The sequence below is a fragment of the Saprospiraceae bacterium genome (genome assembly GCA_016717265.1).
Taxonomy (GTDB): domain Bacteria; phylum Bacteroidota; class Bacteroidia; order Chitinophagales; family Saprospiraceae; genus Vicinibacter.
Genome location: JADKFX010000001.1, coordinates 3,942,501 through 3,966,220, shown reverse-complemented (window position 1 = coordinate 3,966,220; position 23,720 = coordinate 3,942,501). Strand labels below are relative to the sequence as shown.

Annotated in this window: 17 protein-coding genes and 1 tRNA gene (1 of these 18 only partly in view); 8 read left to right on the top strand and 10 right to left on the bottom strand. The window is 34.5% G+C overall.

Going from position 1 to position 23,720, the window contains the following annotated elements:
- Positions 1-24: 24 nt before the first annotated feature.
- Both nusA and IPO86_15515 read right to left on the bottom strand, forming a co-directional pair.
- Positions 25-1,260, bottom strand: coding sequence for a transcription termination/antitermination protein NusA (gene nusA, locus IPO86_15520; protein ID MBK9729515.1), 1,236 nt, complete (start codon positions 1,258-1,260; stop codon positions 25-27).
- Positions 1,261-1,265: 5 nt separating this feature from the next.
- Complete coding sequence (locus tag IPO86_15515; protein ID MBK9729514.1) at positions 1,266-1,736, bottom strand: ribosome maturation factor RimP; 471 nt, start codon at positions 1,734-1,736, stop codon at positions 1,266-1,268.
- Between the two features lie 922 nt (positions 1,737-2,658).
- Here IPO86_15515 and IPO86_15510 point away from each other — a divergent pair.
- Entirely contained in the window at positions 2,659-4,032 is a 1,374-nt protein-coding gene (locus IPO86_15510) for a T9SS type A sorting domain-containing protein (protein ID MBK9729513.1), read from the top strand.
- Positions 4,033-4,203: 171 nt separating this feature from the next.
- On the opposite strand, the gene IPO86_15505 is transcribed toward IPO86_15510, so the two are convergent.
- The gene (locus IPO86_15505) at positions 4,204-4,371 is read right to left on the bottom strand and encodes a hypothetical protein (protein MBK9729512.1); all 168 of its coding nucleotides are present in this window, start codon (positions 4,369-4,371) and stop codon (positions 4,204-4,206) included.
- Between the two features lie 517 nt (positions 4,372-4,888).
- Between IPO86_15505 and mqnC the strand changes: the two genes are divergently transcribed.
- The 3 genes from mqnC to uvrA all read left to right on the top strand — a co-directional run bounded on the left by mqnC (position 4,889) and on the right by uvrA (position 9,963).
- On the top strand, positions 4,889-6,031 hold the full coding sequence (gene mqnC / locus IPO86_15500) for a dehypoxanthine futalosine cyclase (protein MBK9729511.1): 1,143 nt from the start codon (positions 4,889-4,891) through the stop codon (positions 6,029-6,031).
- 13 nt (positions 6,032-6,044) lie between these two features.
- Complete coding sequence (locus IPO86_15495) at positions 6,045-6,860, top strand: purine-nucleoside phosphorylase (GenBank protein ID MBK9729510.1); 816 nt, start codon at positions 6,045-6,047, stop codon at positions 6,858-6,860.
- A 238-nt stretch (positions 6,861-7,098) separates the two neighbouring features.
- Complete coding sequence (gene uvrA / locus IPO86_15490) at positions 7,099-9,963, top strand: excinuclease ABC subunit UvrA (protein ID MBK9729509.1); 2,865 nt, start codon at positions 7,099-7,101, stop codon at positions 9,961-9,963.
- Between the two features lie 267 nt (positions 9,964-10,230).
- Here uvrA and IPO86_15485 read toward each other — a convergent pair whose 3' ends face one another.
- From IPO86_15485 to IPO86_15470, 4 genes are all read right to left on the bottom strand, one after another.
- Complete coding sequence (locus IPO86_15485; GenBank protein MBK9729508.1) at positions 10,231-12,024, bottom strand: CHRD domain-containing protein; 1,794 nt, start codon at positions 12,022-12,024, stop codon at positions 10,231-10,233.
- Between the two features lie 214 nt (positions 12,025-12,238).
- Entirely contained in the window at positions 12,239-13,189 is a 951-nt protein-coding gene (locus IPO86_15480) for a transketolase family protein (protein MBK9729507.1), read from the bottom strand.
- A 250-nt stretch (positions 13,190-13,439) separates the two neighbouring features.
- Complete coding sequence (locus tag IPO86_15475; GenBank protein ID MBK9729506.1) at positions 13,440-14,279, bottom strand: transketolase; 840 nt, start codon at positions 14,277-14,279, stop codon at positions 13,440-13,442.
- Positions 14,280-14,422: 143 nt separating this feature from the next.
- The gene (locus IPO86_15470; GenBank protein ID MBK9729505.1) at positions 14,423-15,268 is read right to left on the bottom strand and encodes an esterase family protein; all 846 of its coding nucleotides are present in this window, start codon (positions 15,266-15,268) and stop codon (positions 14,423-14,425) included.
- Between the two features lie 74 nt (positions 15,269-15,342).
- On the opposite strand from IPO86_15470, the gene IPO86_15465 reads away from it, so the two are divergent.
- Positions 15,343-16,320 carry an acyltransferase gene (locus IPO86_15465; protein ID MBK9729504.1) on the top strand — a complete coding sequence of 326 codons (978 nt, stop codon included), beginning with the start codon at positions 15,343-15,345 and terminating at the stop codon, positions 16,318-16,320.
- 270 nt (positions 16,321-16,590) lie between these two features.
- Here the strand turns inward: IPO86_15465 and IPO86_15460 are convergent, their stop codons facing one another.
- The 3 genes from IPO86_15460 to IPO86_15450 all read right to left on the bottom strand — a co-directional run bounded on the left by IPO86_15460 (position 16,591) and on the right by IPO86_15450 (position 21,513).
- Complete coding sequence (locus IPO86_15460; protein ID MBK9729503.1) at positions 16,591-17,517, bottom strand: UDP-3-O-(3-hydroxymyristoyl)glucosamine N-acyltransferase; 927 nt, start codon at positions 17,515-17,517, stop codon at positions 16,591-16,593.
- Positions 17,518-17,537: 20 nt separating this feature from the next.
- Positions 17,538-20,306 carry a DNA polymerase I gene (gene polA / locus IPO86_15455; protein MBK9729502.1) on the bottom strand — a complete coding sequence of 923 codons (2,769 nt, stop codon included), beginning with the start codon at positions 20,304-20,306 and terminating at the stop codon, positions 17,538-17,540.
- Positions 20,307-20,445: 139 nt separating this feature from the next.
- The gene (locus tag IPO86_15450; protein MBK9729501.1) at positions 20,446-21,513 is read right to left on the bottom strand and encodes a DUF3078 domain-containing protein; all 1,068 of its coding nucleotides are present in this window, start codon (positions 21,511-21,513) and stop codon (positions 20,446-20,448) included.
- Positions 21,514-21,752: 239 nt separating this feature from the next.
- On the opposite strand from IPO86_15450, the gene IPO86_15445 reads away from it, so the two are divergent.
- The 3 genes from IPO86_15445 to IPO86_15435 all read left to right on the top strand — a co-directional run.
- Positions 21,753-23,135: a M28 family peptidase gene (locus tag IPO86_15445; protein ID MBK9729500.1), complete on the top strand. Its 1,383-nt coding sequence runs from the start codon at positions 21,753-21,755 to the stop codon at positions 23,133-23,135.
- On the top strand, positions 23,119-23,664 hold the full coding sequence (locus IPO86_15440; GenBank protein ID MBK9729499.1) for a hypoxanthine phosphoribosyltransferase: 546 nt from the start codon (positions 23,119-23,121) through the stop codon (positions 23,662-23,664). The genes IPO86_15445 and IPO86_15440 overlap by 17 nt, the downstream gene beginning before the upstream one ends.
- 52 nt (positions 23,665-23,716) lie before the next feature.
- Positions 23,717-23,720 (top strand) — tRNA-Gln (locus IPO86_15435); it runs 68 nt beyond the window's last position.

Sequence of the window (23,720 nt, the reverse complement as noted above, 5' to 3'; positions counted from 1 at the left end):
CGAGGAATACTCCTCTTATTAAAATCAATCTTTAAATTCTTCTTCTAATATTCTTACAACATCCTGCACCGTTTCTTCTTCCAAGTCTGTTCTGCGCACCAATTCTTCTACACTTAAGTTTAATACGCTTCGAGCTGTATCACATCCAATTTTTTTGAATGCTTCAATTACCCAATCTTCAATTTCATCATTAAATTCATCAAGATCCACATCATCAATTTCACCTTCTTCCTGATCTCTGTAAACATCAATTTCATAACCTGTTAACTTAGATGCTAATTTAATATTTGCACCCCCTTTTCCAATGGCTAAAGAAAGCTGATCCGCTTTTAAATAAACATTTGCTTTCTTTGTTGCATCGTCCAATTCAATACTGCTGATTTTTGCAGGTGTCAATGAACGTTGAATATATAATGTTTGATTATTTGTAAAATTTACAATGTCAATATTTTCATTTCTCAATTCTCGAACAATACCGTGAATTCTACTTCCTTTCATACCTACACAGGCTCCAACAGGATCAATACGATCATCGAAAGATTCAACAGCGACTTTTGCACGTTCTCCTGGTATTCGCACAATTTTGCGAATCACAATCAATCCATCTTCAATTTCTGGTACTTCTTGTTCCATTAATCGCTGTAAGAAATTGCTATCTGTTCTTGAAAGCGTAATCATGGGTAAACTATTTTTTAATTCTACCTTTTTAATAACAGATCGAACGATATCCCCTTTTCTGAAATGATCTCCTTTTATAGTTTCTGTTTTAGGTAAAATTAATTCGTTGTTAGTCGCATCATCAATGATTAAAAATTCTTTTTTAAGTACTTGATTCACTTCTCCAATGACCATTTCACCTTCCCGTTCACTATATCTCTTATAAACATCATCCTTTTCAAGTTCCATGACTCTTGAAACTAAGGTTTGTCGGGCAGCCATAATTGCTCTTCTTCCAAAATCATCTAGTTCAAGTTGTTCGTAACATTCCAAGCCAACTTCATAATCTTCATCAATAGAAAGGGCTTCAGAAATCGCAATTTCTTTTAAATCATCGGTTACCTCACCATCTGGAACAATCTTACGAATACGCCAGATTTCAAGGTCTCCCTTTTGAGTATTGACAATTACATTAAAGTTTTCATCAGACCCATATTTTTTTCGGATTAAGGAACGAAATACGTCTTCCAATACCCTCATCATGGTAGGGCGGTCGATATTTTTTCCGGCCTTAAACTCGGCAAAAGTTTCTACAAGTTTCATCTTGCTTAAATTTTTATAACAATTTTAGCTTCTTTAATCGTATTATAAGGTAATTGAGTTTCAATCGTTTCCCGAATTTTTTTCTTACCTTCCTTACGGATTTCTTCCCGGCTAATGGTCACTATTTGGTCATTAGCATCCAAGATATTTCCTGAAAATTCTGTTCCATCTGGCAATTTGACCTGCAACTCTCGTCCTATATTTTTTCGAAATTGCCTGGGAAATACAAGTGGTCTACTTATTCCCGGGGAGGAAACTTCCAAAACATATTCTTCTCCAAACCAGGCTTTTTCGTCAAAAATAGCCTCTAAATAGCGACTTATTTTTTGGCATTTTTCAAAATTAATGCCACTATCGGCATCTAAAAAGACCTGGATATTTTTCTTGTTTTGCTCAATAGATACCAAAAAACAATCCTGAAAGCCTTCTTCCTCGAATTTTTTAGCCAATAAATTTTGAATTTCTTCTGTATACATGGCCCAATATGCTTAAAACAAAAAGAGGGAACTTCCGTCCCCTCCTTTAGAAAGTTGTGCAAATATAGTACATAATTGAATTCAAAAGCCCCAAATTTTCAATTTAGCCCTCTATTTAGCCCTAAAAAGGCAATTCCTACGGACTTATTGCTGAAATTTAATATTGACTCGTGATTTTATTTTTTAGTTTATAGAAAATAGTAGACAATTAGACCTCAATAAATGCTTGGATTAGCATGGTAATGTGGGGATTTGTTAATAAAAACCTCAAATTATACAAATTGACTGGGTTGATCTTAAGAATATTTTAGCTTATTATTAAATTCAAGCCTGAAGGGTTCGTTGCATAGTTATCAAATGCTGTTTAAGGGCTAAAAAGCCTGTTAGATAGAAGAAAAAGCTACCAAAATCTGTCAACCTCCTAAAGATTGAATTAAGCAAGGATTATCTAAAAGGATTCTTGCTAAACTATAACTTGTAGGCTTGGATACTATTTTAGATTGGGAATATCTTCTGAAATAGCCAACCCCAAATTCTAATAGAATAAGCATTGTTTTTCTTGGCTATTTCCCCTTAAATGAGGCTATCAATTTTTAGGACTACAATTTTATCATTCAAGTTCAATTGAATTAGATGAAAAGATACCTGGTATAAAGACAATAGAAAAGATTCAAAAGTGTAATGGTTTGATTCAAGTAAAAATATCTTCTAAGAATGATTGAAAATTTATTTATCATTACAAGCAATCTTCTACTAAATGGACCACAAAAGTTTTCGTACAAAAATAAAATTTAAATATTTTATCATTTTACTTTTTGGGTTTTCATTAGAATTGCAAGCCCAAAAACATTATGATTATAATTAGTTATTTGGATATGGCACTGGCATTCCTGACAGTTCCAGACTTTTTGGCGGCGTAATAATGTCTTTTGCGAATAAGCAGATTAGTTTTTATACACAAGCACGGGAATTTGAATTTAATTATCAGTCTAATAGTTTCTCAGATACAGATGGTCAGCTTTTGTATATGTCTAATGGCTGTTTTGTTGCTGATGCTTTTGGTGAGATAATACCTAATGGGGATTCTATTGGGTATGGACGAATTTGGGGTATTAATTGTCCTAAATATCAGCCGATTCCTCAAGCGGGAATTTTCATTAATTTTTCTACACAAAAAGATTCTCTAGTATTTCTACATACAATTCTTGATACAATTGGCAACGGATTAAAGGTTTTTTTAAAATCTATCTATGAAACTAAGGTTGACATTAAAAACAATATTGTAACTTCAAAAAATAAAATTATTTTATATGATACTTTATATGGTGGTGGTCTAACTGCAATACAAAGTAGTGATACTTCCAAATGGTGGGTAGTAACAGCCCGGAATTATACCAATGAATTCTATACCTTTTTATATTCTAATATTGGTGTAGAAAAAATACTAAAACAGAAAATAGGATTAAATCATATTTCGGCCGGTTCTGGTGGTGCTCAAGGTGTATTTTCTCCTGATGGTAAACGTTATGCTTTTTATAGTATGCTTAATGGTTTACAAGTTTTTGATTTTAATAGAGTCAACGGTGAATTATCAAATTATAGACTTTATAATATTACATTCCCTCAGAATTCTACAGGAGGATGTGGATTCTCACCAAATTCAAGATTTGTTTATGTATCCAATCCTACTGAAGTAATTCAGGTTGATCTTCTGGAACAAGATAGTTCAAAAGCAATCGACACGGTGGGTATTTTTGATAATTTTTTTGCACCTTATCCGGCTACTTTTATGCAAATGGCCTTAGGCCCTGACTGCAGAATGTATATTACTGCAGGTGGTGGAAATCAATATTTACATGTCATAACAAAACCAAATCTCAAAGGGAAAGAATGCATGTTAATTAATCGAGGATTAAAACTTCCGACACGAAACAGTCATGCTACAACAAATTTTCCACATTATAGAGTTGATGATCCATATCCATGTGATAGCACTATCTCAATTCCACTTAATACGGCAGTTGAGGATGAATATAAATTTAAAGATTCAGAAATAATGGTGTATCCAAATCCTGCTAGTTCGATATTATTTGTTCACGATCTCAAAAGGAAAATTAATTTACCAATTAGATTGCGTTTGATTGATCTTAACGGTAAAGTTTGTTTTACTCAACAATATAATTCAATCCAAGAAGAAATCAAAATCCCAATTCCAGACTTACAACCAGGTATGTTTATTATTCAAATAATTGATCAAGATGGGAATTATTGGATTGATAAGTTCATAAAAGAATAATAGTCTTATATATATAAACCAAAGTTTAGACTTTAAATTAAATTTTATTGAGTTGGCGCTAAACAGCCAACTTGGCTTTCTGTCAATCATTAACTTTAAATATATTTTCTGGTTGAGAAGATTAATTAAATCTTCAACATCAAATTCCGGATGCATTTTGATTGAATTAATTTATAGCAGTTCACACTGTTTCCTCACTTGTAGCATTGTCGTGCTCCATCCGCCTATTGGCGGAAACGTGCCGTCATACATTGCGTCTTCTGTTCCGATTCTAAAGGACCTAACAGTTCCGGCATTTCCAAGCACTGCACTTTTAATATCATCATCCAGTTGATTCATATACCAAGAGTTCAAGGGATACGTCTTAAGAATCCTTTGATATGATTCGATCATGTAAGGAACAATAAATTGAATTCCTCAACCATCTCCATGTTGTCTCCCCAATTAGCACGAAATATTTTTTCAGCATCAGCAGAACCATTAATCTTCTGTCGTTCGGCATAAGGTGTTTTATTCCGGTACCTAACTTGTACTTCCACTACTTGCAGTAGAAATGGTGTTTGGCTTGAGCCATTTGAGTTGTTCATTATAAACTGGTTTTAATTGTTAAAGAATATTACTCAACCAGTGTATTAAGAATGGTAAGGAATACCAAGACACTCACAGCCGACATTCAAACGAGCTAGGGTTTGTTAATTATTTAAGGAGTGGATTATTGGCTCTTTTTTGGGATTCTGGTTCTTGTTTTCGAGTCGATTGTACAAAATAAATTCTATTATAGATTTGCCAAGTTTAAAAACAATCTACCAAACCTTCTTGTTTATTTATATTTGACCGCATTAAATTCGATTCAACATTGGATATAAATAATTTGCTTAATCAAGCCTTGCGACTGGAGTTCTTAACTGCTGAAGAAGGTTTATGGTTGTTTGAACATGCCGGAACCGCAGAATTGATGTATGTAGCCAATCAGATTCGGCAAATCAAAGTCCCCGGAAATATCGTTACCTGGATCATTGACCGAAACTCTAATACAACCAATGTCTGTGTTGCGAATTGTAAATTTTGTAATTTTTACCGCCCCCCCGGACACCCGGAATCTTACATAACAGGCATCGAAGAATACAAACAGAAAATAGAAGAAACCTTCCGATTTGGGGGTGAACAGTTGCTATTACAAGGAGGTCATCACCCAGATTTAGGATTAGATTTTTATTGTAATTTATTCAGGGAATTAAAATCCTTATATCCTCGTCTGAAATTGCATGCATTGGGTCCTCCGGAAGTGGCACATATAACAAAACTTGAGAAATCAACACATACGGAAGTATTAAAAGCACTTATAGATTCAGGTTTAGATTCTCTTCCTGGTGCTGGTGCCGAAATATTATCCGATCGGGTCCGCAGATTAGTTAGTAAAGGAAAATGTGGAGCCCAAGAATGGTTAGATATAATGCGCGCTGCCCATCAATTGAATTTGACTACATCAGCAACAATGATGTTTGGACATGTAGAAACAAATCTGGAAAGGATGGAGCATTTAGTTGCAATCAGACAAGTTCAATCTGAAAAACCATCCTCTGCTAAAGGATTTATAGCTTTTATACCCTGGCCTTTTCAAGATGAAGGAACCCTTTTGCAGCGTTTGAAAAGAGCTTATAACGAATGTACTGCTGATGAATACATCCGCATGTTAGCAGTGTCAAGAATTATGTTGCCAAATATCACCAATATTCAGGCTTCCTGGTTAACAATTGGCAAGCAAACAGCTCAAATTTGTTTACATGGTGGAGCCAACGATTTTGGAAGTATCATGATAGAAGAGAATGTAGTTTCTGCTGCAGGGGCTTCACATCGCTTTACAAGTAGTGGTATTCAAAAAGCAATTCGGGATGCAGGATTTATAGCTCAATTGCGGAATCAACAATACGAACATATTTCGATTCCGGCAGAAATTATTGACCAACAATTAGATCATCATAAAATGTTGGTAGATTAAATTATAAATTAACATGTCAGAATTGTATCAACAAATTGAGCAAGCAGCTAATTTTATTTCAAAAAAAATAGAGGCCATTCCAGATCACGCTATCATTCTAGGAACCGGACTTGGAACTTTATTAGACCGAATTGAAATTATTAAGGAAATTTCATTTAAAGTAATCCCATATTTTCTACCAACAACTGTTGAAAGTCATGTTGGTAAATTAATATTGGCAAAATGGAATGGTAAATTAATTTTAATTCTCTCCGGACGCTTACATTATTATGAAGGTTATACTGCACAAGAAATTACCTTTCCAATTCGGGTATTAAAATTTTTGGGAGTCAAAAAATTATGGATTACAAATGCATCAGGTACCGTTAATCCTTTATACCAGGCGGGAGAAATTGTATTTATTGAAGACCATATTAATTTTCACCCTCAAAATCCTTTACGAGGATTATATGATCACAGGCTTGGGGTTCGTTTTCCGGATATGTCGGATGTTTACAATAAAGCTTTATTAGAAAAGGCAAAGCAAGTTTGTGATGAATTAAAAATTACGTTTCATAAAGGGATTTATTTTGGATTGCAAGGTCCAAGTTTAGAAACGCCTGCAGAATATCGTATGATTCGAATACTCGGGGCTGATATCGTTGGCATGTCAACCGTACCGGAAGTTATTGTTGCCCACCAATGTGAAATGGAAATTATGGCAGTTGCTGTAGTGACCAATTCTACACCAGAATCTTCCAGTTTTACAAAAACAACTATGGAATCTGTAATTGAAGTCATTCATAAATCATCTGACAAACTTTTTAGTGTACTTGAGAAAATGATTTAAGTAAGGAGAATCGTTTTCATAATTTTATTAATAAATTAAAATAGATTTTGAGAAATTTTATCTGGGGCAGATTGATTTGATTTTTAAATTTATAGAATTCCTGAATATTTGCCTACTCTTAATTTGACCTTGTAATGCAATCCATTTTAGTGCAAAAATTAAAGTATATTCTAAATTTAAATCTCTTTACATAAGGCTACAATCTCTTTGATCTTTTCCGTTATCTTTGCCGGTTACTATGGAAATTAAGGACATATATAAAGATCTGGATTATATTGAGGTTGTTGGAGCCGCGGAGCATAACTTAAAAAACATCTCTTTAAAAATACCTAGAAATCAATTAACTGTAATCACAGGAATCTCTGGTAGCGGAAAATCGTCGCTTGCATTTGATACTATTTTTGCGGAAGGTCAACGCCGATATATGGAGACGTTTTCTCATTATGCCCGGCAGTTTATAGGTAATATTGAAAGGCCTCAAGTGGAAAAAATCGATGGATTAAGTCCGGTGATTTCAATTGAGCAAAAAACAACCGGTTGGAATCCCAGATCAACCGTTGGTACCATTACCGAAATCTATGATTTATTGCGATTATTATATGCCCGATCTGCAGAGGCATATTCGCATGTGAGTGGCAGAAAGATGGTTCGATATTCTGAAGAGCAAATGTTGGAGTTGATACAAAAACAATATCATTCAAAAAACATTAGCATCTTAGCCCCTTTGGTACGTTCCCGAAAAGGACATTATCGGGAATTGTTTGACCAAATTCGAAAGCAAGGTTTTAATAAAGTTCGTATTGATGGTGAAATAACAGAGTTAAAACCTGCACTGCAAGTGGATCGTTTTAAAATTCATGACATTGAAGTATTAATAGATCGTATCCAAGTTTTACCTGAGAAAATTGAACGACTCACGTATAGTATACAAACTGCATTAAAAATCGGACAAGATGTCTTGTTTATTTTATTGCAAGACGAAAATAAAATAGTACCATTTAGTAAGCGATTGATGGATACTGAATCGGGTATGTCATATGATGAACCCTCTCCAAATTCGTTTTCATTTAATTCACCATATGGCGCTTGTCCGGAATGTAAAGGATTGGGATCCGTGCATGCGGTGGATTTAAAACAAGTGATTCCAGATGATGAAAAAACGATCAATGAGTCTGGTATTGTTCCCTTAGGTGAAGTGCGGGATAATTATTTATTTAAACAGTTAAAGCAAATTGCAGATCGCCATAAATTTAATTTTGCAGTTCCTATAAAGAAGATTCCTAAAAAAGCTATGGATACTATTTTATATGGAGGTGATGATTCCTATCCTGCTCCAACAGCAAATGTTTGGTTTGAAGGAAATTATCATTTAGCAAGTGAAGGACTCATTAATATGCTAAAAAGATGGTATAGAGAAACGACTTCAGAAAAAATCCGGCAATTCGCAGAAGACTTTATGACTATTTCAGATTGCGAAGTTTGTGGTGGAACCCGATTAAAAAAAGAAAGTTTATATTTTCGAATTGATGAAAAGAATATTGCAGAGCTCGCGAATATGGATATTGTGGATTTGAATCATTGGCTCTTGGAAGTGGAACCTAGATTAACAGAACGACAAAAAATAATTGGTAAAGATATATTAAAGGAGTTGCGCGCACGAGTTGGATTTTTAATGTATGTAGGTTTGGATTACTTAAGTTTAAATAGAACAGCCATAAGTTTATCTGGCGGTGAATCACAACGCACCCGACTCGCCACTCAAATAGGTTCGCAATTAACTGGGATTACTTATATTTTAGACGAACCTTCTATAGGCTTGCATCAACGCGATAATCATCGTTTAATTAAATCGTTGCGGGAATTAACAAATATAGGAAATACAGTAATTGTCGTGGAGCATGATAAAGACATCATGATGGCATCTGATTATATTATTGATTTAGGTCCTGGTGCAGGAATTCATGGTGGTGTACTAGTAGCACAAGGAGATCCTGCAAGTTTTTTGAATGAACAATCTTTAACTGCAGATTATTTATCTGGTAGAAAGAATATTGAGATTCCAAAAGTAAGAAGAAAGGGAAATGGCAACTTTCTACTTATTTATGGAGCCACCGGACATAATTTAAAAAATCTAAGTATTAAATTTCCACTCGGAACATTTTTATGCATAACCGGAGTTTCGGGAAGTGGTAAATCAAGTTTGATAAATGAAACTTTATATCCTGTTCTCCGCGAATATTTTTATAATAGCTTGCAACGACCATTAGCTTATGAAAAAATGGAAGGTTTAGATCATTTGGATAAAGTAATCGAAATTGATCAGGATCCTATAGGTCGAACACCGCGCTCCAATCCGGCAACATACACAGGCGTATTTACTGAAATCCGGAATTTGTTTACCGGATTGCCGGAATCAAAAATTCGTGGATATAAACCCGGACGTTTTTCATTTAATGTAAAAGGAGGTCGATGTGAAGTATGTGAAGGCGGTGGAATGAAGCTTATTGAAATGAATTTTTTGCCCGATGTTTATGTGCATTGTGAATCCTGCAATGGGAAAAGATACAACAGGGAAACACTAGAGATATTATTTAAAGGAAAATCTATTGGAGATGTTTTAGATATGACCGTAGAAGAAGCAAGTACATTTTTTGAAAACATCCCGAATATATATCGCAAGCTAAAAACCTTATGTGATGTTGGATTGACCTATATTACGCTTGGCCAGCAGGCAACCACATTATCTGGAGGAGAAGCACAACGTGTAAAATTAGCGGAAGAGCTTTCAAAAAAAGATACTGGCAAAACGCTTTACATTTTGGATGAGCCTACTACCGGTTTGCATTTTGAAGATATCCAACATTTAATAGCAGTGCTTCAAAAGCTAGTTGATCGGGGTAATACAGTAATGGTAATTGAGCATAACCTGGATGTTATCAAAGTAGCAGATTATATTTTGGATCTCGGACCTGATGGCGGTAAACATGGAGGAAACATAGTAGCCTTTGGCACCCCAGAACAACTTACAAAAGTAAAGGAAAGTTATACCGGTCAGTTTTTAAAGACAGAAATAGGAGAAATGAGTTTCACCAAATTAAATTGAACTAAAAATATATCCATCAAATAGTAACCCTTTAAGTTTACAATAATTTCGGTGACATATTCATTTATTAAAACAGGAATCAAATTTAAATTCGCTAATGTTAATTTTATTGGAGTTGAAATTATTCTGGTTAAAAAATTAAACTGGAAGATTGAAATCAGCTCTAAAAAATCAAATTAATTAAATTATTTATTGTGTAATAAAAAAACCACCCCAATATTTCTATGGGGTGGTTTCCAAAAATAATTAATTATGAAAAACTTAATTTTATTGTTTTACAAATTTTAATGATTTAATTGAATTGTTTTCTTCAATTATATTCAATAAATAAAAACCACTGGATAGTTTTTCAACATTATAGCTTTGTTTATTAATGCCTGAATTGAAATTCGTAGTCCAATGCATTATTTGTTTTCCTGAAATATCAGTGACATAAATCGTTGCATTTATATTTTTATCAAGATCTGCTTCTAAATTTAAGGAATGATTTGTGATGGTATTGCTTAATGTAATTTCACGAATAGCACTTTCCTGATTTCCAGTATTTATAATACAAGAAAGAACTCTTCTTATTTGTCCTCTTACTTCTCCCGCTGGATTTGCCGGAGTGTGTACATTAAAATAAGCACCATCTTTTTCAAGTTTTGCAACAATGCCACCGGTAATCGGAATTACATTTGTAGCGAATGTATTTGGTAAATCCAACACCACAGCAACTGGTCCATTTACACCGAATGCACCATCGTGAATATGAGCGGATGTTGCATCTCCATTTAAATCATTTACGAGCATTCCATAATCTAATTCTGTATTTGCTTTATTGATTGCAACATAAGCTGCACCATATGCATTTACATTTTTAACTGGAATTTCCTGATCACCACACAAGTCAAAAGCAAATGATTTCATGATGTTACTTTGTATTTGACCTCTGATTTCTCCCCCTGGATTTGCAGAACTGTGAATATTAAAATAGAGTTCATCTTTCAGGAAAGCAGTTACATTATCAGGACTTACTCGAGCTCTGCCAAAATATAAATTTGGAGTGTTTGATGGTGTTAGTGCAGTTAATACAGGTCCACTTTGTCCGGCAGGTCCAAGATGAATATGAGCCGCAGTAGCTGCTACTCCTTCAAAATGAACAACATAAAAAATGGTATCTAAATTAGGATATTGTAAAGATGCATATCCATAACCTCTGGCAGAAGTCGTAACTGGAGGAGTTTCCTGATCACCATTCATAATACCACTACCATTTACAAGTGCTTCATACACGAGTTGTCCTCTAATTTCACCACCTGGATTGGCAGCTGTATGAATATTAACATATGCACCGGTGAAGAAAATTGAAAATAAAACATCTTCTACGATTATTGGATCTTCGATGGTGCCAGTTATAAAAGGCCCTGCATTTAAATCCGCAATTACAGGTCCATTAGCTCCAGTAGGTCCTTGGTGGATATGTGCTGCTGTAGCCGGACCCGAAAGCCCAGTTGGTAAAATTTCATATTGCAATCTTGTTAAATTCTGAGAGAATCGAAAGGTTCCTACCCCTAAACCATTGGTAGTTACGGGTGGTACTTCATTATTTCCAGCTAATATTGCAGGAAAAATAAGTTCTGCTTTCCAATTCAACTGACCTCTGATTTCTCCATTTGGGAATACACTAGTATGAACATTTACATACAGTTCAGACAACATCGCTAATGGGAAAAAACCAGCAGGAATTTTTACAGCACCTTTAATTCGTTTGCCAACAATTAGGGAGCTTAAATCAATATAGACAGGACCTGTAGTATCAGAACCACCGAGGTGAATATGGCAACCTCCAACCGTGCCTGTCAAATTTGAAAAAGCACCATGAACAAACATTTCTGTTCGATCTTCAGAGATTAAAAAGGTCATTAAACCTAATGCATCACTTCTTACTGGTGGTACTTCATCGCCTGCCGACATGGTAGCAACAAACATTAATTGACCATTTTCTGCATACCCTGTTTGGGTAAAGCTAAAAAGCGCCATAAGTAAAAGGAACGTAGAGTACGTAAAGATTTTTTTCATAAACATCTTGTTATAAGTTAAAAATAAATATTCAAAGTAGAATGAATCGCTTGATCGGAAATAATCCTGGGTCAAATAGTAAACAAATATATACTATTTAATTGTTCACAGAAACAAAAGAAATGTGAAAATTTAACTAAAATTCAGTAATATTCAATTGAACTAAGAGGAAAACAAGAAATTTAATGTTACTAAATGAATTAAAAAAATGGTATCAGACAAGCACCTTTTTAATAGCATTGACAACATTCATTACACTTAAACCATATTTATCTAACAGCTCAAGAGGCTTACCAGATTCACCAAAAGAATCATTCACCGCCACATATTCCTGGCGACAAGGATGGTGTTGTACCAGAATTTGAGCTATAGAATCACCCAAACCACCATTTCGTTGATGTTCCTCACAACTGACTACGCGATTTGTTTTACGAACTGATTTTAAAATTGCATCCTGATCAATTGGTTTTATAGTATGAATGTTTATTAGTTCGCAATCGATGCCTTCAGTTTCTAAAATTCGAACTGCTTCCAATGCTTGCCATAATAGATGTCCCGTTGCAAAAATACTTACATCTTTACCTTCTTTTAAGGTCAATGCTTTGCCAATTTCAAATGGCATGTTTTCTAAAAATACAGGCCAATCTGGCCTTCCAAAACGCAAATAAACGGGACCTTTCCAATCGGCAATAGCCATTGCTGCAGCTTTTGTTTGTGCGGCATCTGCTGGATTAATTACGGTCATGCCAGGAAGCATTTTCATGAGTCCGATGTCTTCCAAAATTTGATGGGTAGCGCCATCTTCACCTAATGTTACACCAGCATGGGAGGCACAAATTTTAACATTTTTATCTGAGTATGCCACCGATTGACGAATCTGGTCATACACACGACCCGTACTAAAATTTGCAAAGGTTCCTGTATATGGTATTTTGCCGACAATTGCAAGTCCAGCGGCCATTCCAATCATATTTGCTTCTGCCACCCCTGTTTGAAAAAAACGATCTGGAAATTCTTTTTGAAAAGCATCCATTTTTAATGAACCAATTAAATCGGCACATAAGCCTACGACCTCATGATTTTTTCTACCTGCTTCCAAAAAACCTTCTCCAAAGCCATTTCGGGTTGCTACTTTTTTTGTTGATTGATATTGATCCCAGGACATTTTAAATGATAGTTTATTTGTGATTCGGTTTAAGGAGTAGTTCGTTGTTTGTTTATATAAATTCAGAAATACAGGAGGTTAATTTTTCGGTTTCATGAAACTCCTTTAAAGATTAATTATTTATAAATCATTGCATTTTACAATTTTATCACCGATGATAATTTCAAACAAAAAAGGCCTGTTATGTGCATCCAATGATCAGCCATTTTAGGTTTGCAAACGATGCCTGGAATCTTCATAAGCTTCCAATTTAAAAGTCTCCAAGCGTTTCTTCCAATTGGGCAAGTGCTGTTACTGTTTGTTCTGCATTTGGGGCTACGCCATGCCATTTATGGGTACCCATCATAAAATCAACGCCAAAACCCATAATCGTTTTCATAAGAATTACAATCGGTTTACCATGGCCGGTTTTTGATTTTGCTAAAGCTAAAGTTTCAAGAACTTCTTCCATTATATTTCCGTTCATTTGGAGCACTTCCCAGCCAAAACTTGCCCATTTGGCAGGCAAATCTCCTAAGGCCATTACCTTATCATTGGGTCCATCGATTTGTTGACCATTCCAATCGACGGTTACTATTAGATTATCAATTTTATAATGAGCTGCAGCCATTAAAGCTTCCCAGATTTGTCCTTCTTGCAATTCGCCATCCCCAGTTAAAACATATACGAATCCAGGATCTTTGTCGAGTCGTTTTCCGAGAGCGGCTCCTAATGCAGCACTGACACCTTGTCCTAAGGAACCGGATGCAATACGAACACCAGGTAAATGATCATGTGTTGTTGGATGACCTTGTAATCTGGAATTTATTCTTCGAAAGGTATTCAATTCTTCGACTGGAAAATATCCACAACGCGCTAATGCTGCATAAAAGACTGGTGATATATGACCATTTGACAAGAAAAAAATGTCTTCTTCTTTACCTTCCATTGAAAATGGTATTTTCTTATTTAATACCTGAAAATAAAGTGCTGTCAGAAAATCTGCACAACCGAGAGAAGCTCCCGGATGACCGCTGGCACATTGGGAAGTTTGACGAATAATATCCCTGCGCAACTGGGATGCAACCCGTTTCAATTCTTGTAGGTTCATAACTGAGCGCAAAAGTAGATAATCTAATGGAAATTCTTTGAGATCACTTTAAAGAATTTTATTATTTGTTGCCCTGCTTAAAATATACGATCCTGGAGATCTAAATATTTTGTTTATAGCTTTAAATGAGGCGTTTGCAGTAATTAATGAGAATTCAACCTTGAAACAGAAAGGTGTTGTCTAAAAAAGTGAAATTGATTAATATAACTTTTCTTCCAATATGCTAATTCATGCCCTCCTGGACTTTCTAAATAAGCATGCTCTATGTTCTTTTCCAAAAGTTTTTTATGAAAGGCACGATTTACTTCCAAGAAAAAATCAGAATATCCACAATCTATCCACAAATTTTGATCTGTTTTTTTAATCGAATCTAATAAATATAAGCAACTGAATTTTTTCCATTGCTCTTTATTTCTTTTAATATCTCCTAATAAGGACTGCAGATTCCATTCTTTATCGAATGGTAATAAATCTAATCCACCACTGCTACTGCCAATTACACCATAAATATCTGGATGTTTCAATCCAAGATAAAATGCACCATGTCCTCCCATGCTGATACCACTAATTCCTCTCGATTTTCGATTTGCAATTGTACGATACCTTGTATCCATAAAAGCAACTATCTCTTTTGTGAAATAAGTTTCAAATTTCCTGGTTTTCAAAACAGGGCTATCGAGATACCAACTGTCATAATCTCCATCAGGACATACTAATATCATTTGTAAACTATCGGCCCATTTTTTTAAATTTGGAATTACAAGATACCAGGAGCTTGGCCCACTGCTATGACCATGCAGCAAATAGAGTACTGGATATCTTCTAGTAGAGACATAATAAGAATCGGGTAAAACAAGAAGTGCAGGAAATGATTTATGCATACAACTACTGGGTATGGAGATCGTATCTATTCCGACTGCAAATAGCTTAACATATACGATAGAAAGGAGTAAGCCAATCTTTAAAAAATGTTTCTTAAGTGTGTACATCAGGAGTATTAAACAAGAGTAAAAATAAACACATCGTATGATTTAGATATCATTATTTACTTTTGGAGTCTTAAATGCAGAAAAAGCATCTCTATTCTATTGATATGCTGCGGGGCCTGGTTGCTTTGCTTGTATGTCTATATCACTTTACGGAGGGTTTCTTGCCACAGGAGCATCCATTGCGATTTATATTTTCCAGAGGTTATTTAGGTGTTGAAATCTTTTTTGTAATCAGCGGATTTGTGATTCCTTATACGATGTATAAGAGCAATTACCAATTTCGGGATGCTGGCCGTTTTATGCTCAAACGACTTGCCCGGATTGAACCTCCTTATTGGTTAAGTATTGCTTTAATCTTTTTTATTGATTATCTGGCAAGTTTTTCAATTCACTATAGAGATAAAGTAATTGTATTTGATTGGAAGGATTTATTTTATCATATTCTGCATATCAATGATTTTTTAGACAAACCCTGGTTGAAAGGTATTTATTGGAGCCTTGCTATTGAAATACAATATTATCTATTAATCGCTTTGATTTTTCCGCTACTGATATTTAAAAATTATAAAATCAGTATTTTTGTATTACTGCTTTTTTGTTTAGGGAGGTGGCTAAATTGGGAACATACCGTTTTTTATTTCGGATGTCATTTCGTAATTGGTATATTATTGTTTAATGCACATATTGATAGCATTCGTAACAAAGAACTTCTAATTGGACTGCTATTCGCTTTTTTATTAACGTACTGGTGTTTTGATATCTATCATTTATCTGCAGTTGTTGGTGGATCAATATTTATATATTTTTTTCAATATATGATCAAACCTTTAGTTTATCTGGGAAAAATATCTTATTCATATTATTTAATACATATTCAAGTAGGCTGGTCTTTGATTGATGGTTTAACCCATGTATATCCTGATGGAAATAGGATATTATTTATTGGCTTTGGCATTTTAGGCGCTATTTTGGGATCCGCACTTTTTTATTGGGTTATTGAAAAACCAAGTCATCGATTGGCGAGGAAACTTGGAGGAAATCCAGTGAATTGAATATCCATTTTTCCGTTTGTAACGAAGAAGATAAAATTATAATTTGCGATTGTAATAAATTTGAATCTATGCTAAAACATAGCGTGTGACTTTGTTTTTGCACATTATTTACATTTTCGATTCCTATTTTATTTTTACCGAAATAAAGTTCAATATAAAAAAATTGAAATCCTGTGGTAGTATCATTAAATTTAATTGGGATTGCAATTAAATAAAGATAATGACTTTCAAAAAGAATACTTTAAACCAGAAATTCTGAATGTTTGAATTTTATTTCTTTTGGAATTTTTCGGCCAGGATTCGAAGTGCGGCCATTTCTTTCAATTTTAATCTAGCTTCTTCACAAGGAATTCCAAAATAAGTTTTACCGGTTTCTAAATTTTTGCCAACTCCAGATTTCGCTAATACCGTTACACGATCACCAATGATTAAATTTTGAGCGATACCAACCTGACCATATAAAACCACATGATCTCCTAAAATAGTTTTACCTGCAATTCCTACTTGAGAAGCGATCAAACAATGTTTGCCGATTACTACGCCATGTCCGATTTGAACCTGACAATCTATTTTTGTTCCTTCTCCAATGATGGTATCCCCAGAGACCCCTTTATTGATGGTGCATCCAGCTCCAATATCTACATGGTCATGAATAATTACGCGCCCTGCAGAGCGCCATTTTTTAAATCCTTCATTTGTTTTTTTATAATAGAAAGCATCGGATCCAATAATTACTCCAGATTGAATATTTACATGATTTCCAACAACAGTAAATTCACCAATGCAAGAATTGCTTTGTATGTGAGCATGGGCACCAATAACCGCATGATGCCCAATTACAACATTGGATTCAATCGTAGCGGAAGAATGAATATATGCGGTCTCTGCAATCGATGTAAATTGCGGAATGATGGGTCGTGCTTCTAAAACTAATTGATTATATACTTCGAAAGGTTGATCTGTTATTAGTAAAGTTTTACCTTCCGGGCATTCCGCTTCTTTATTAATAAGTATGATGCTAGCTTGAGAATTGATGGATTTGCTATAATACTTTTCGGCATCTACAAAAGTAAGATCTCCGTTTTCAACTTTATGAATTTCATTAATACCATAAATCCATTGATCTTTGTTTCCAACCAATTGCATTCCAAACCGGGATGCTAATTCATTTACATGTATGGGTTTACTTAATTTCATAAGATAGATTCAATTTTTTATTAATGTGCTTCCAACCAGTTTTCACCAGAATCTATTCCTACTTCAATAGGAACTTTCATATTTGGAATGGCGTGTTTCATTTCGTAAGCAATAATTTTCTTAACCTGTTCCAATTCAGATTTCAAAGTATCAAAAACCAACTCATCGTGTACTTGTAAGATCATTTTAGTTTGTAAATTTTCTTCTTTAAAACGTTTATGAATATGGATCATTGCAATTTTAATCATATCTGCAGCAGTTCCTTGAATGGGTGTATTAATAGCAACACGTTCTGCATTGGTGCGCGACAAACCATTTTTAGAATTAATATCGCGTAAAACGCGTTTTCTTCCTAGCATCGTTTTGACATAACCATTACTCCGGGCATTTTCAACCACATTTGCCATATAGGATTTTAAACCCATATAGGTTTTAAAATACTGATCAATTAAATCCTTAGCTTCTGTACGGGGAATATTTAATTGACGTGAAATATTGGTTGACCCTGCACCATACAGAATTGAAAAATTAACTGTTTTTGCATTTCTACGCTGGTCGGAATTTACTTCTTCATAGGGAATATTATAAACCTTTGCAGCCGTTGCCCGATGAATATCCTGTCCTTTGATAAATGCATCTAACATCATTTCTTCTTGTGCAATTTCTGCTATAAGTCTCAATTCTATTTGAGAATAATCAGCAGATATTAAAATGTGATCTGCATCTCTGGGTATAAATGCTTTGCGTATTTCTCTTCCGGCTTCATCTTTAATCGGGATATTTTGAAGATTTGGATTTTCTGAAGACAACCTACCAGTCGCAGCTCTTGCCTGATTAAACGAACTATGTACTCTACCTGTTTTAGGATTTATCATTAAGGGTAAAGCATCAACATACGTTGATTTCAGTTTTGATAATTTCCGATGTTCCAGAATATCATTTACGATTTCATTTTCAGGTGCCAGTTCCGTAAGTTTTTCTTCATCTGTTGAATATTGATTGGAACTTGTTTTTTTCCATTTGTAGGGAATTTTTAATCGCTCAAATAATATTTCACCAACTTGTTTCGGACTCGCAATATTAAAGCGAACTCCAGCTTTTTGATAAATTAGTTTTTCTGCTTGTGCGATATGGCCTTCCAATACTTTGCTATATTCATTTAAAAAATTTCCATCTATTCGAACTCCTTCATATTCCATATCACAAAGAACAGAGACTAAAGGGAATTCAATTTCGGTTATAAGTTTATGTAATTCCTGCTCTTTAATTTCTTTTTCTAGAATACTTTTTATCTGTAAAGTCATATCTGCATCCTCAGCTGCATATTCTTTTATTTTTTCTAAAGGAACATCACGCATAGAACCCTGGCTATTTCCTTTTTTGCCGATTAATTCTTCAATCGCGACCATTTTATAATTCAAATAGGATTCTGCCAGATAGTCTAATTTATGTCGCAAATCCGGTTCTAATAAATAATGTGCAATCATGGTGTCAAAGTAAGGAACCGGAAGATTGATTCCATACCATTTCATCATTAGCATATCATATTTAATATTCTGACCTATAAATTTTTTTGTTGAATCTTCAAAAATAGTTTTGAATTTTTGGACCTGTTGTAGTGCATATTCCTGATTCTCTGAAATAGGCACATAATATGCTTCTGTTGGTTTTAAGCAAAACGACATACCCACTAATTGAGCTTGGTTTGCATCAATTCCTGTAGTTTCTGTATCAAATGAAATCCGATCTGCTTTTTCAAGTTTTGAAATTAAATCCTGAATTTCAGCTTCTGTTTGGATTAATACATAATGATGTTTAGTATTTGAAATATCATGATCTGCAATTTTATATTCTTTAGGTGATTCTTCATTTTCAATGGTAGTTGGTTCACCAAATAAATTGCCTTGCTGACCTTGTTGATCGTTGCCTAAAATACTTTGTGCGAGTGATCGGAACTCCAATAATTTAAATAATTCTGCAAGTCTGATTTTATCAAATCCTTCAATCTTGTATATTTTTTCATCAAATTGTATGGGTACATGGATGTCAATAGTTGCCAATTTTTTACTTAATAAAGCAAGGTCGGAGTGTTCCGTTACCTTATCTTTTAATTTTCCAACCAATTTATCTTTGTTTTTGATTAAATTTTCAATAGTATCGTATTCATCCAATAATTTTACAGCAGTTTTTTCACCAACTCCTGGAATTCCTGGAATATTATCTACCGCATCTCCCATCAATCCTAATAAATCGATTACCTGGTCGACGCGTTTAATGCCCCAGGATTCTGTTATTTCTTTAGGCCCTAAGATATCGACTCCATTTCCTTGACGAGATGGTTTATACATTTTGATATGTTCTTCTACTAATTGGCCGTAATCTTTGTCTGGTGTCACCATATAAACGGTAAATCCTTCTCGTGCAGCTTGTTTTGCAATCGTGCCAATGACATCATCTGCTTCAAAAGATTCGACCGTAATAATCGGTATATTAAATGCTTTTATAAGTTCTTCAATATAAGGAAAGGCTCGGGTAATATCTTCCGGCTGAGCTTCCCGATTCGCTTTATATGCAGGAAATTCTTTATGCCTGAAGGTAGGTCCGGAAAGGTCAAAAGCTACCGCAAGATGACTGGGTTTTTCATTGCTAATGATATCCCAAAGTGTCCTTGTAAATCCAGAAATAGCCGAGGTATTGAGACCTTTTGAGTTAATTAAAGGTCGTGTAATGAATGCGTAGTGAGCTCTGTAAACCAAGGCATGACCATCCAATAAAAACAATTTTTTCATAGGCGTATAACAAGCCGTGAAGATAGGCAGAAGATTGGAGTGACAGCAAGAGAAAATTAGCAGCTTCGAGAAGTAGCTGGTAATTTTAAAATTACTCGTTGTCCTTGATTCTGTTTTTCGTATAAGTTAATTTGTGGAATTAAAAACTTCGGGTATAAGTCAATAACAATTGTTCAATAATATTGACTCTTTTTCCGAGACCAAGAACTCCACCTATCGCTTTCGAATCGGAAATGCTATTAAGTTTATTGTCATCATAATATAGATCTACTTTGAGACCAATATTAAATCCTTTAAAAACTTCAACACCAAAATTATTCGTCCAAACCACATCTATATTTTGAGGCTTGTCCAGATAGTCTGAATACAAGGAAAGTTCTGTGTTTGCATTTAATTTTTTGTAATAGACACTTGTATACCCGGCTTTAGCTAATGCTCCGAATGAGAATTTGGTAGTTTCAAATTCTATTGTACTTCCTTCTTTTAAGGCCGTACCGTGGATCCCTAGATTTGCTATATTTTGATCTGCAATTATTAATATTTGTCCGGCAACTGGTGAAAGAAACGCATAAAATTTAGTTCCTTTAGTATATTTCATTCCGGGAGCAAGGGTGATTAAAGCTGGTGAAAATAATTTCGATGCGAGTGTCGTATTATAGTTCCCAACCTTTAGTTCTTTTAAATAAATTTTATTCGAAGCAGAATCAATATATGAATTTAAGAGTTGTGATCTAAATCCAAAATCAAATGAATAGGCCCAAGCAGATTCTGCATTCACCTTATATGCAATATTAGAGTTCAGATTTAAAAGATCTAGCGCTTTTTCAAACGGTACTTTTTCTGAAGAACCATTCGTTATAGTTCCGCTTCCGATGCGTTGTGTTGAAAGATTAAAAAGGATATCATTGTTCCATGTTAATAATTCTTTTTTATAGTTTGCTTTATAATTTAAAGCACCACCGATTCCTAAGCGGTTAGAACCTGAACCAACATATGGATTAATATTTAAAAGCTGACCCAGATCTAATCCGATACCTGCATTACAGGTCCAAAATTTCGAAGATGCTGCTTTCATTGTGGCTTCCAATTTAGCCAATCTTTCTTTTTCCTGCATTGCATTTTGTTCCGAAGTTTGGCATACAGAAGTGCTTATAAAAAAAACTGTAAAAATGAATGCTGGTAAAAATTTAAAAATAAATTGTTTCATATTATTTTTTTTTCTAATGAATGTAATTTGAATAAAAGTTTTGCAGGATTGAAGCCATTGTTTTAGGATTCACAATGGAATTCAAAAATTAAGGACATATTCTAGTATTATTAACTTAATTTTGTTCTTGTTTTAGTTAAATTCAGTACAAATAAACGCATATTTTTTAATTTGATCATGCGATTTTCTTAAATCGAATTTAAGTTTCTACGATGCAATATTTTAGATTTCGGAATTTAATGCTTAGTTCTATTTTAGGAACTTGTATTATTATAAGTAAAGGGAATTCTCAGAATTCAGATGATGATATTTTTTTTGTTAAAAATATTTATGAGAAGGCATTAACTGAACAATTATCCTATAAATGGTTAACGTATTTATCAGAAACGATCGGTGGTCGGATAGCAGGATCCCCGCAAAGCATGGCTGCAATAGAATTTACGGCTCAAGTATTGGATACCATTGGAACGGATACCGTTTGGAGACAAGCTTGTATGGTAAATTATTGGTATCGGGGAGCGCGTGAAGAAATAGCTATAATTAATCATTCTTTAGTAGGCACCCGGGCCTTAAATTGCCTTGCATTAGGGGGTTCAGGAGCTACACCAAAAGGTGGTTTATCGGGAACTGTGATTGAAGTTCAAAGTCTTGAAGAAGCCCGTAAATTGGGTTCGGCCTTAAAGGGAAAGATTGTTTATTATAGCAGACCGTTTGAAAATAAGCATCTTAGAACATTTTATGGATATGGTGGTGCTGTTGATCAACGGGTTTTTGGTGCAAACATTGCCTCAAAATTTGGTGCTAAGGCTTGTGTCATTCGTTCTATGACAGGACGCATGGACAATGTACCGCATACAGGAAGTACTATTTTCGAGGAGGGTGTTACGCCAATTCCAGCAGTGGCAATTTCTACAAATGATGCGGTGCTTCTAAGTAATTGTATGAAGGCTGGAGAAACACAATTGTTTATTAAGACCAATTGTGAATGGAGAGGACAAAAGCAAAGTTATAGTGTAATCGGGGAGATTAGAGGTTCAGAAAGACCAGAGGAGATCATTCTTGTTGGAGGTCATTTAGATTCCTGGGATGTTGGAGGGGGTGCTCATGATGATGGAGCAGGATGTGTCCATTCTATGGAAGTTTTGCATTTATTAAAGGCAATGAATTATAAACCAAAACGGACAATTCGGTGTGTATTATTTCAAAATGAAGAAAATGGTTTGGCTGGAGCAACTACCTATTCGAGGATTTCAAATGAGAAAAAGGAGTTTCATTTGGCTGCAATTGAATCAGATGCTGGTGGATTTACGCCTTTAGGTTTTGGTTTTGATGCAGACAGCAGTGTACTCCTAAAATATACTCAAAATTTATCTAAATGGGAGGAGGTTCTTGGGCCTTATAATATTAAATTTGACAAAGGTGGTTCTGGTGCGGATGTAGGCCAATTAAAGAGTCAAAAAGGACTATTATTAGGATTAAGTCCGGATTCTCAAAGGTATTTTGATTACCATCATACGGAACAGGACCGCATTCAAGCTGTCCACCCCAGGGAATTGGCACTTGGATCTGCGGCGATGGCAAGTTTAGTATATTTAATTGACAAATATGGACTTGGAAACTGATATTCAGGTTCTTGACAAGCAATTTGAGTTATTTTTATCAAATGGTACGATTCATGAAAAAATCGCAGCCTTAGCAGAGGCTATCAATCGACAATTCATAGGCAAAGAACTAGAAATTATTATCATTATGGAAGGGGCTGAGGCGTTTGCAAATGCCATTATTCCTTTATTTAATTTTAGTTATAATATTCATTATCAGCGTATTAAATCTTATATTGGGATGCAATCCAAGGGTGTATTGGATTTTGAATCGGAATGGATAAGTTTATTAAAACAAAAGGAGCTTTTAATATTAGAAGATATCATAGATACTGGTTTAACCCTGAATCTTTTTATTAAATTTTTAGAAGAAAACGATATTAAAAAGGTTTATGTAGCCAGTTTATTATTAAAACCCGCGCAATTAAAATATGAGCTAAAGCCTGATTTTACTGGATTTGAAATTGGTCCAGAGTTTATTATTGGCTTTGGGATGGATTATAATGAAGAGGGGAGGCAACTTTCTGGAATATACCGATTAAAAAGCTAAAGAAACTCTTAGTAATTTCATAAAACGCGTTATTTTTGCGTCCGTTTCCAACTGAC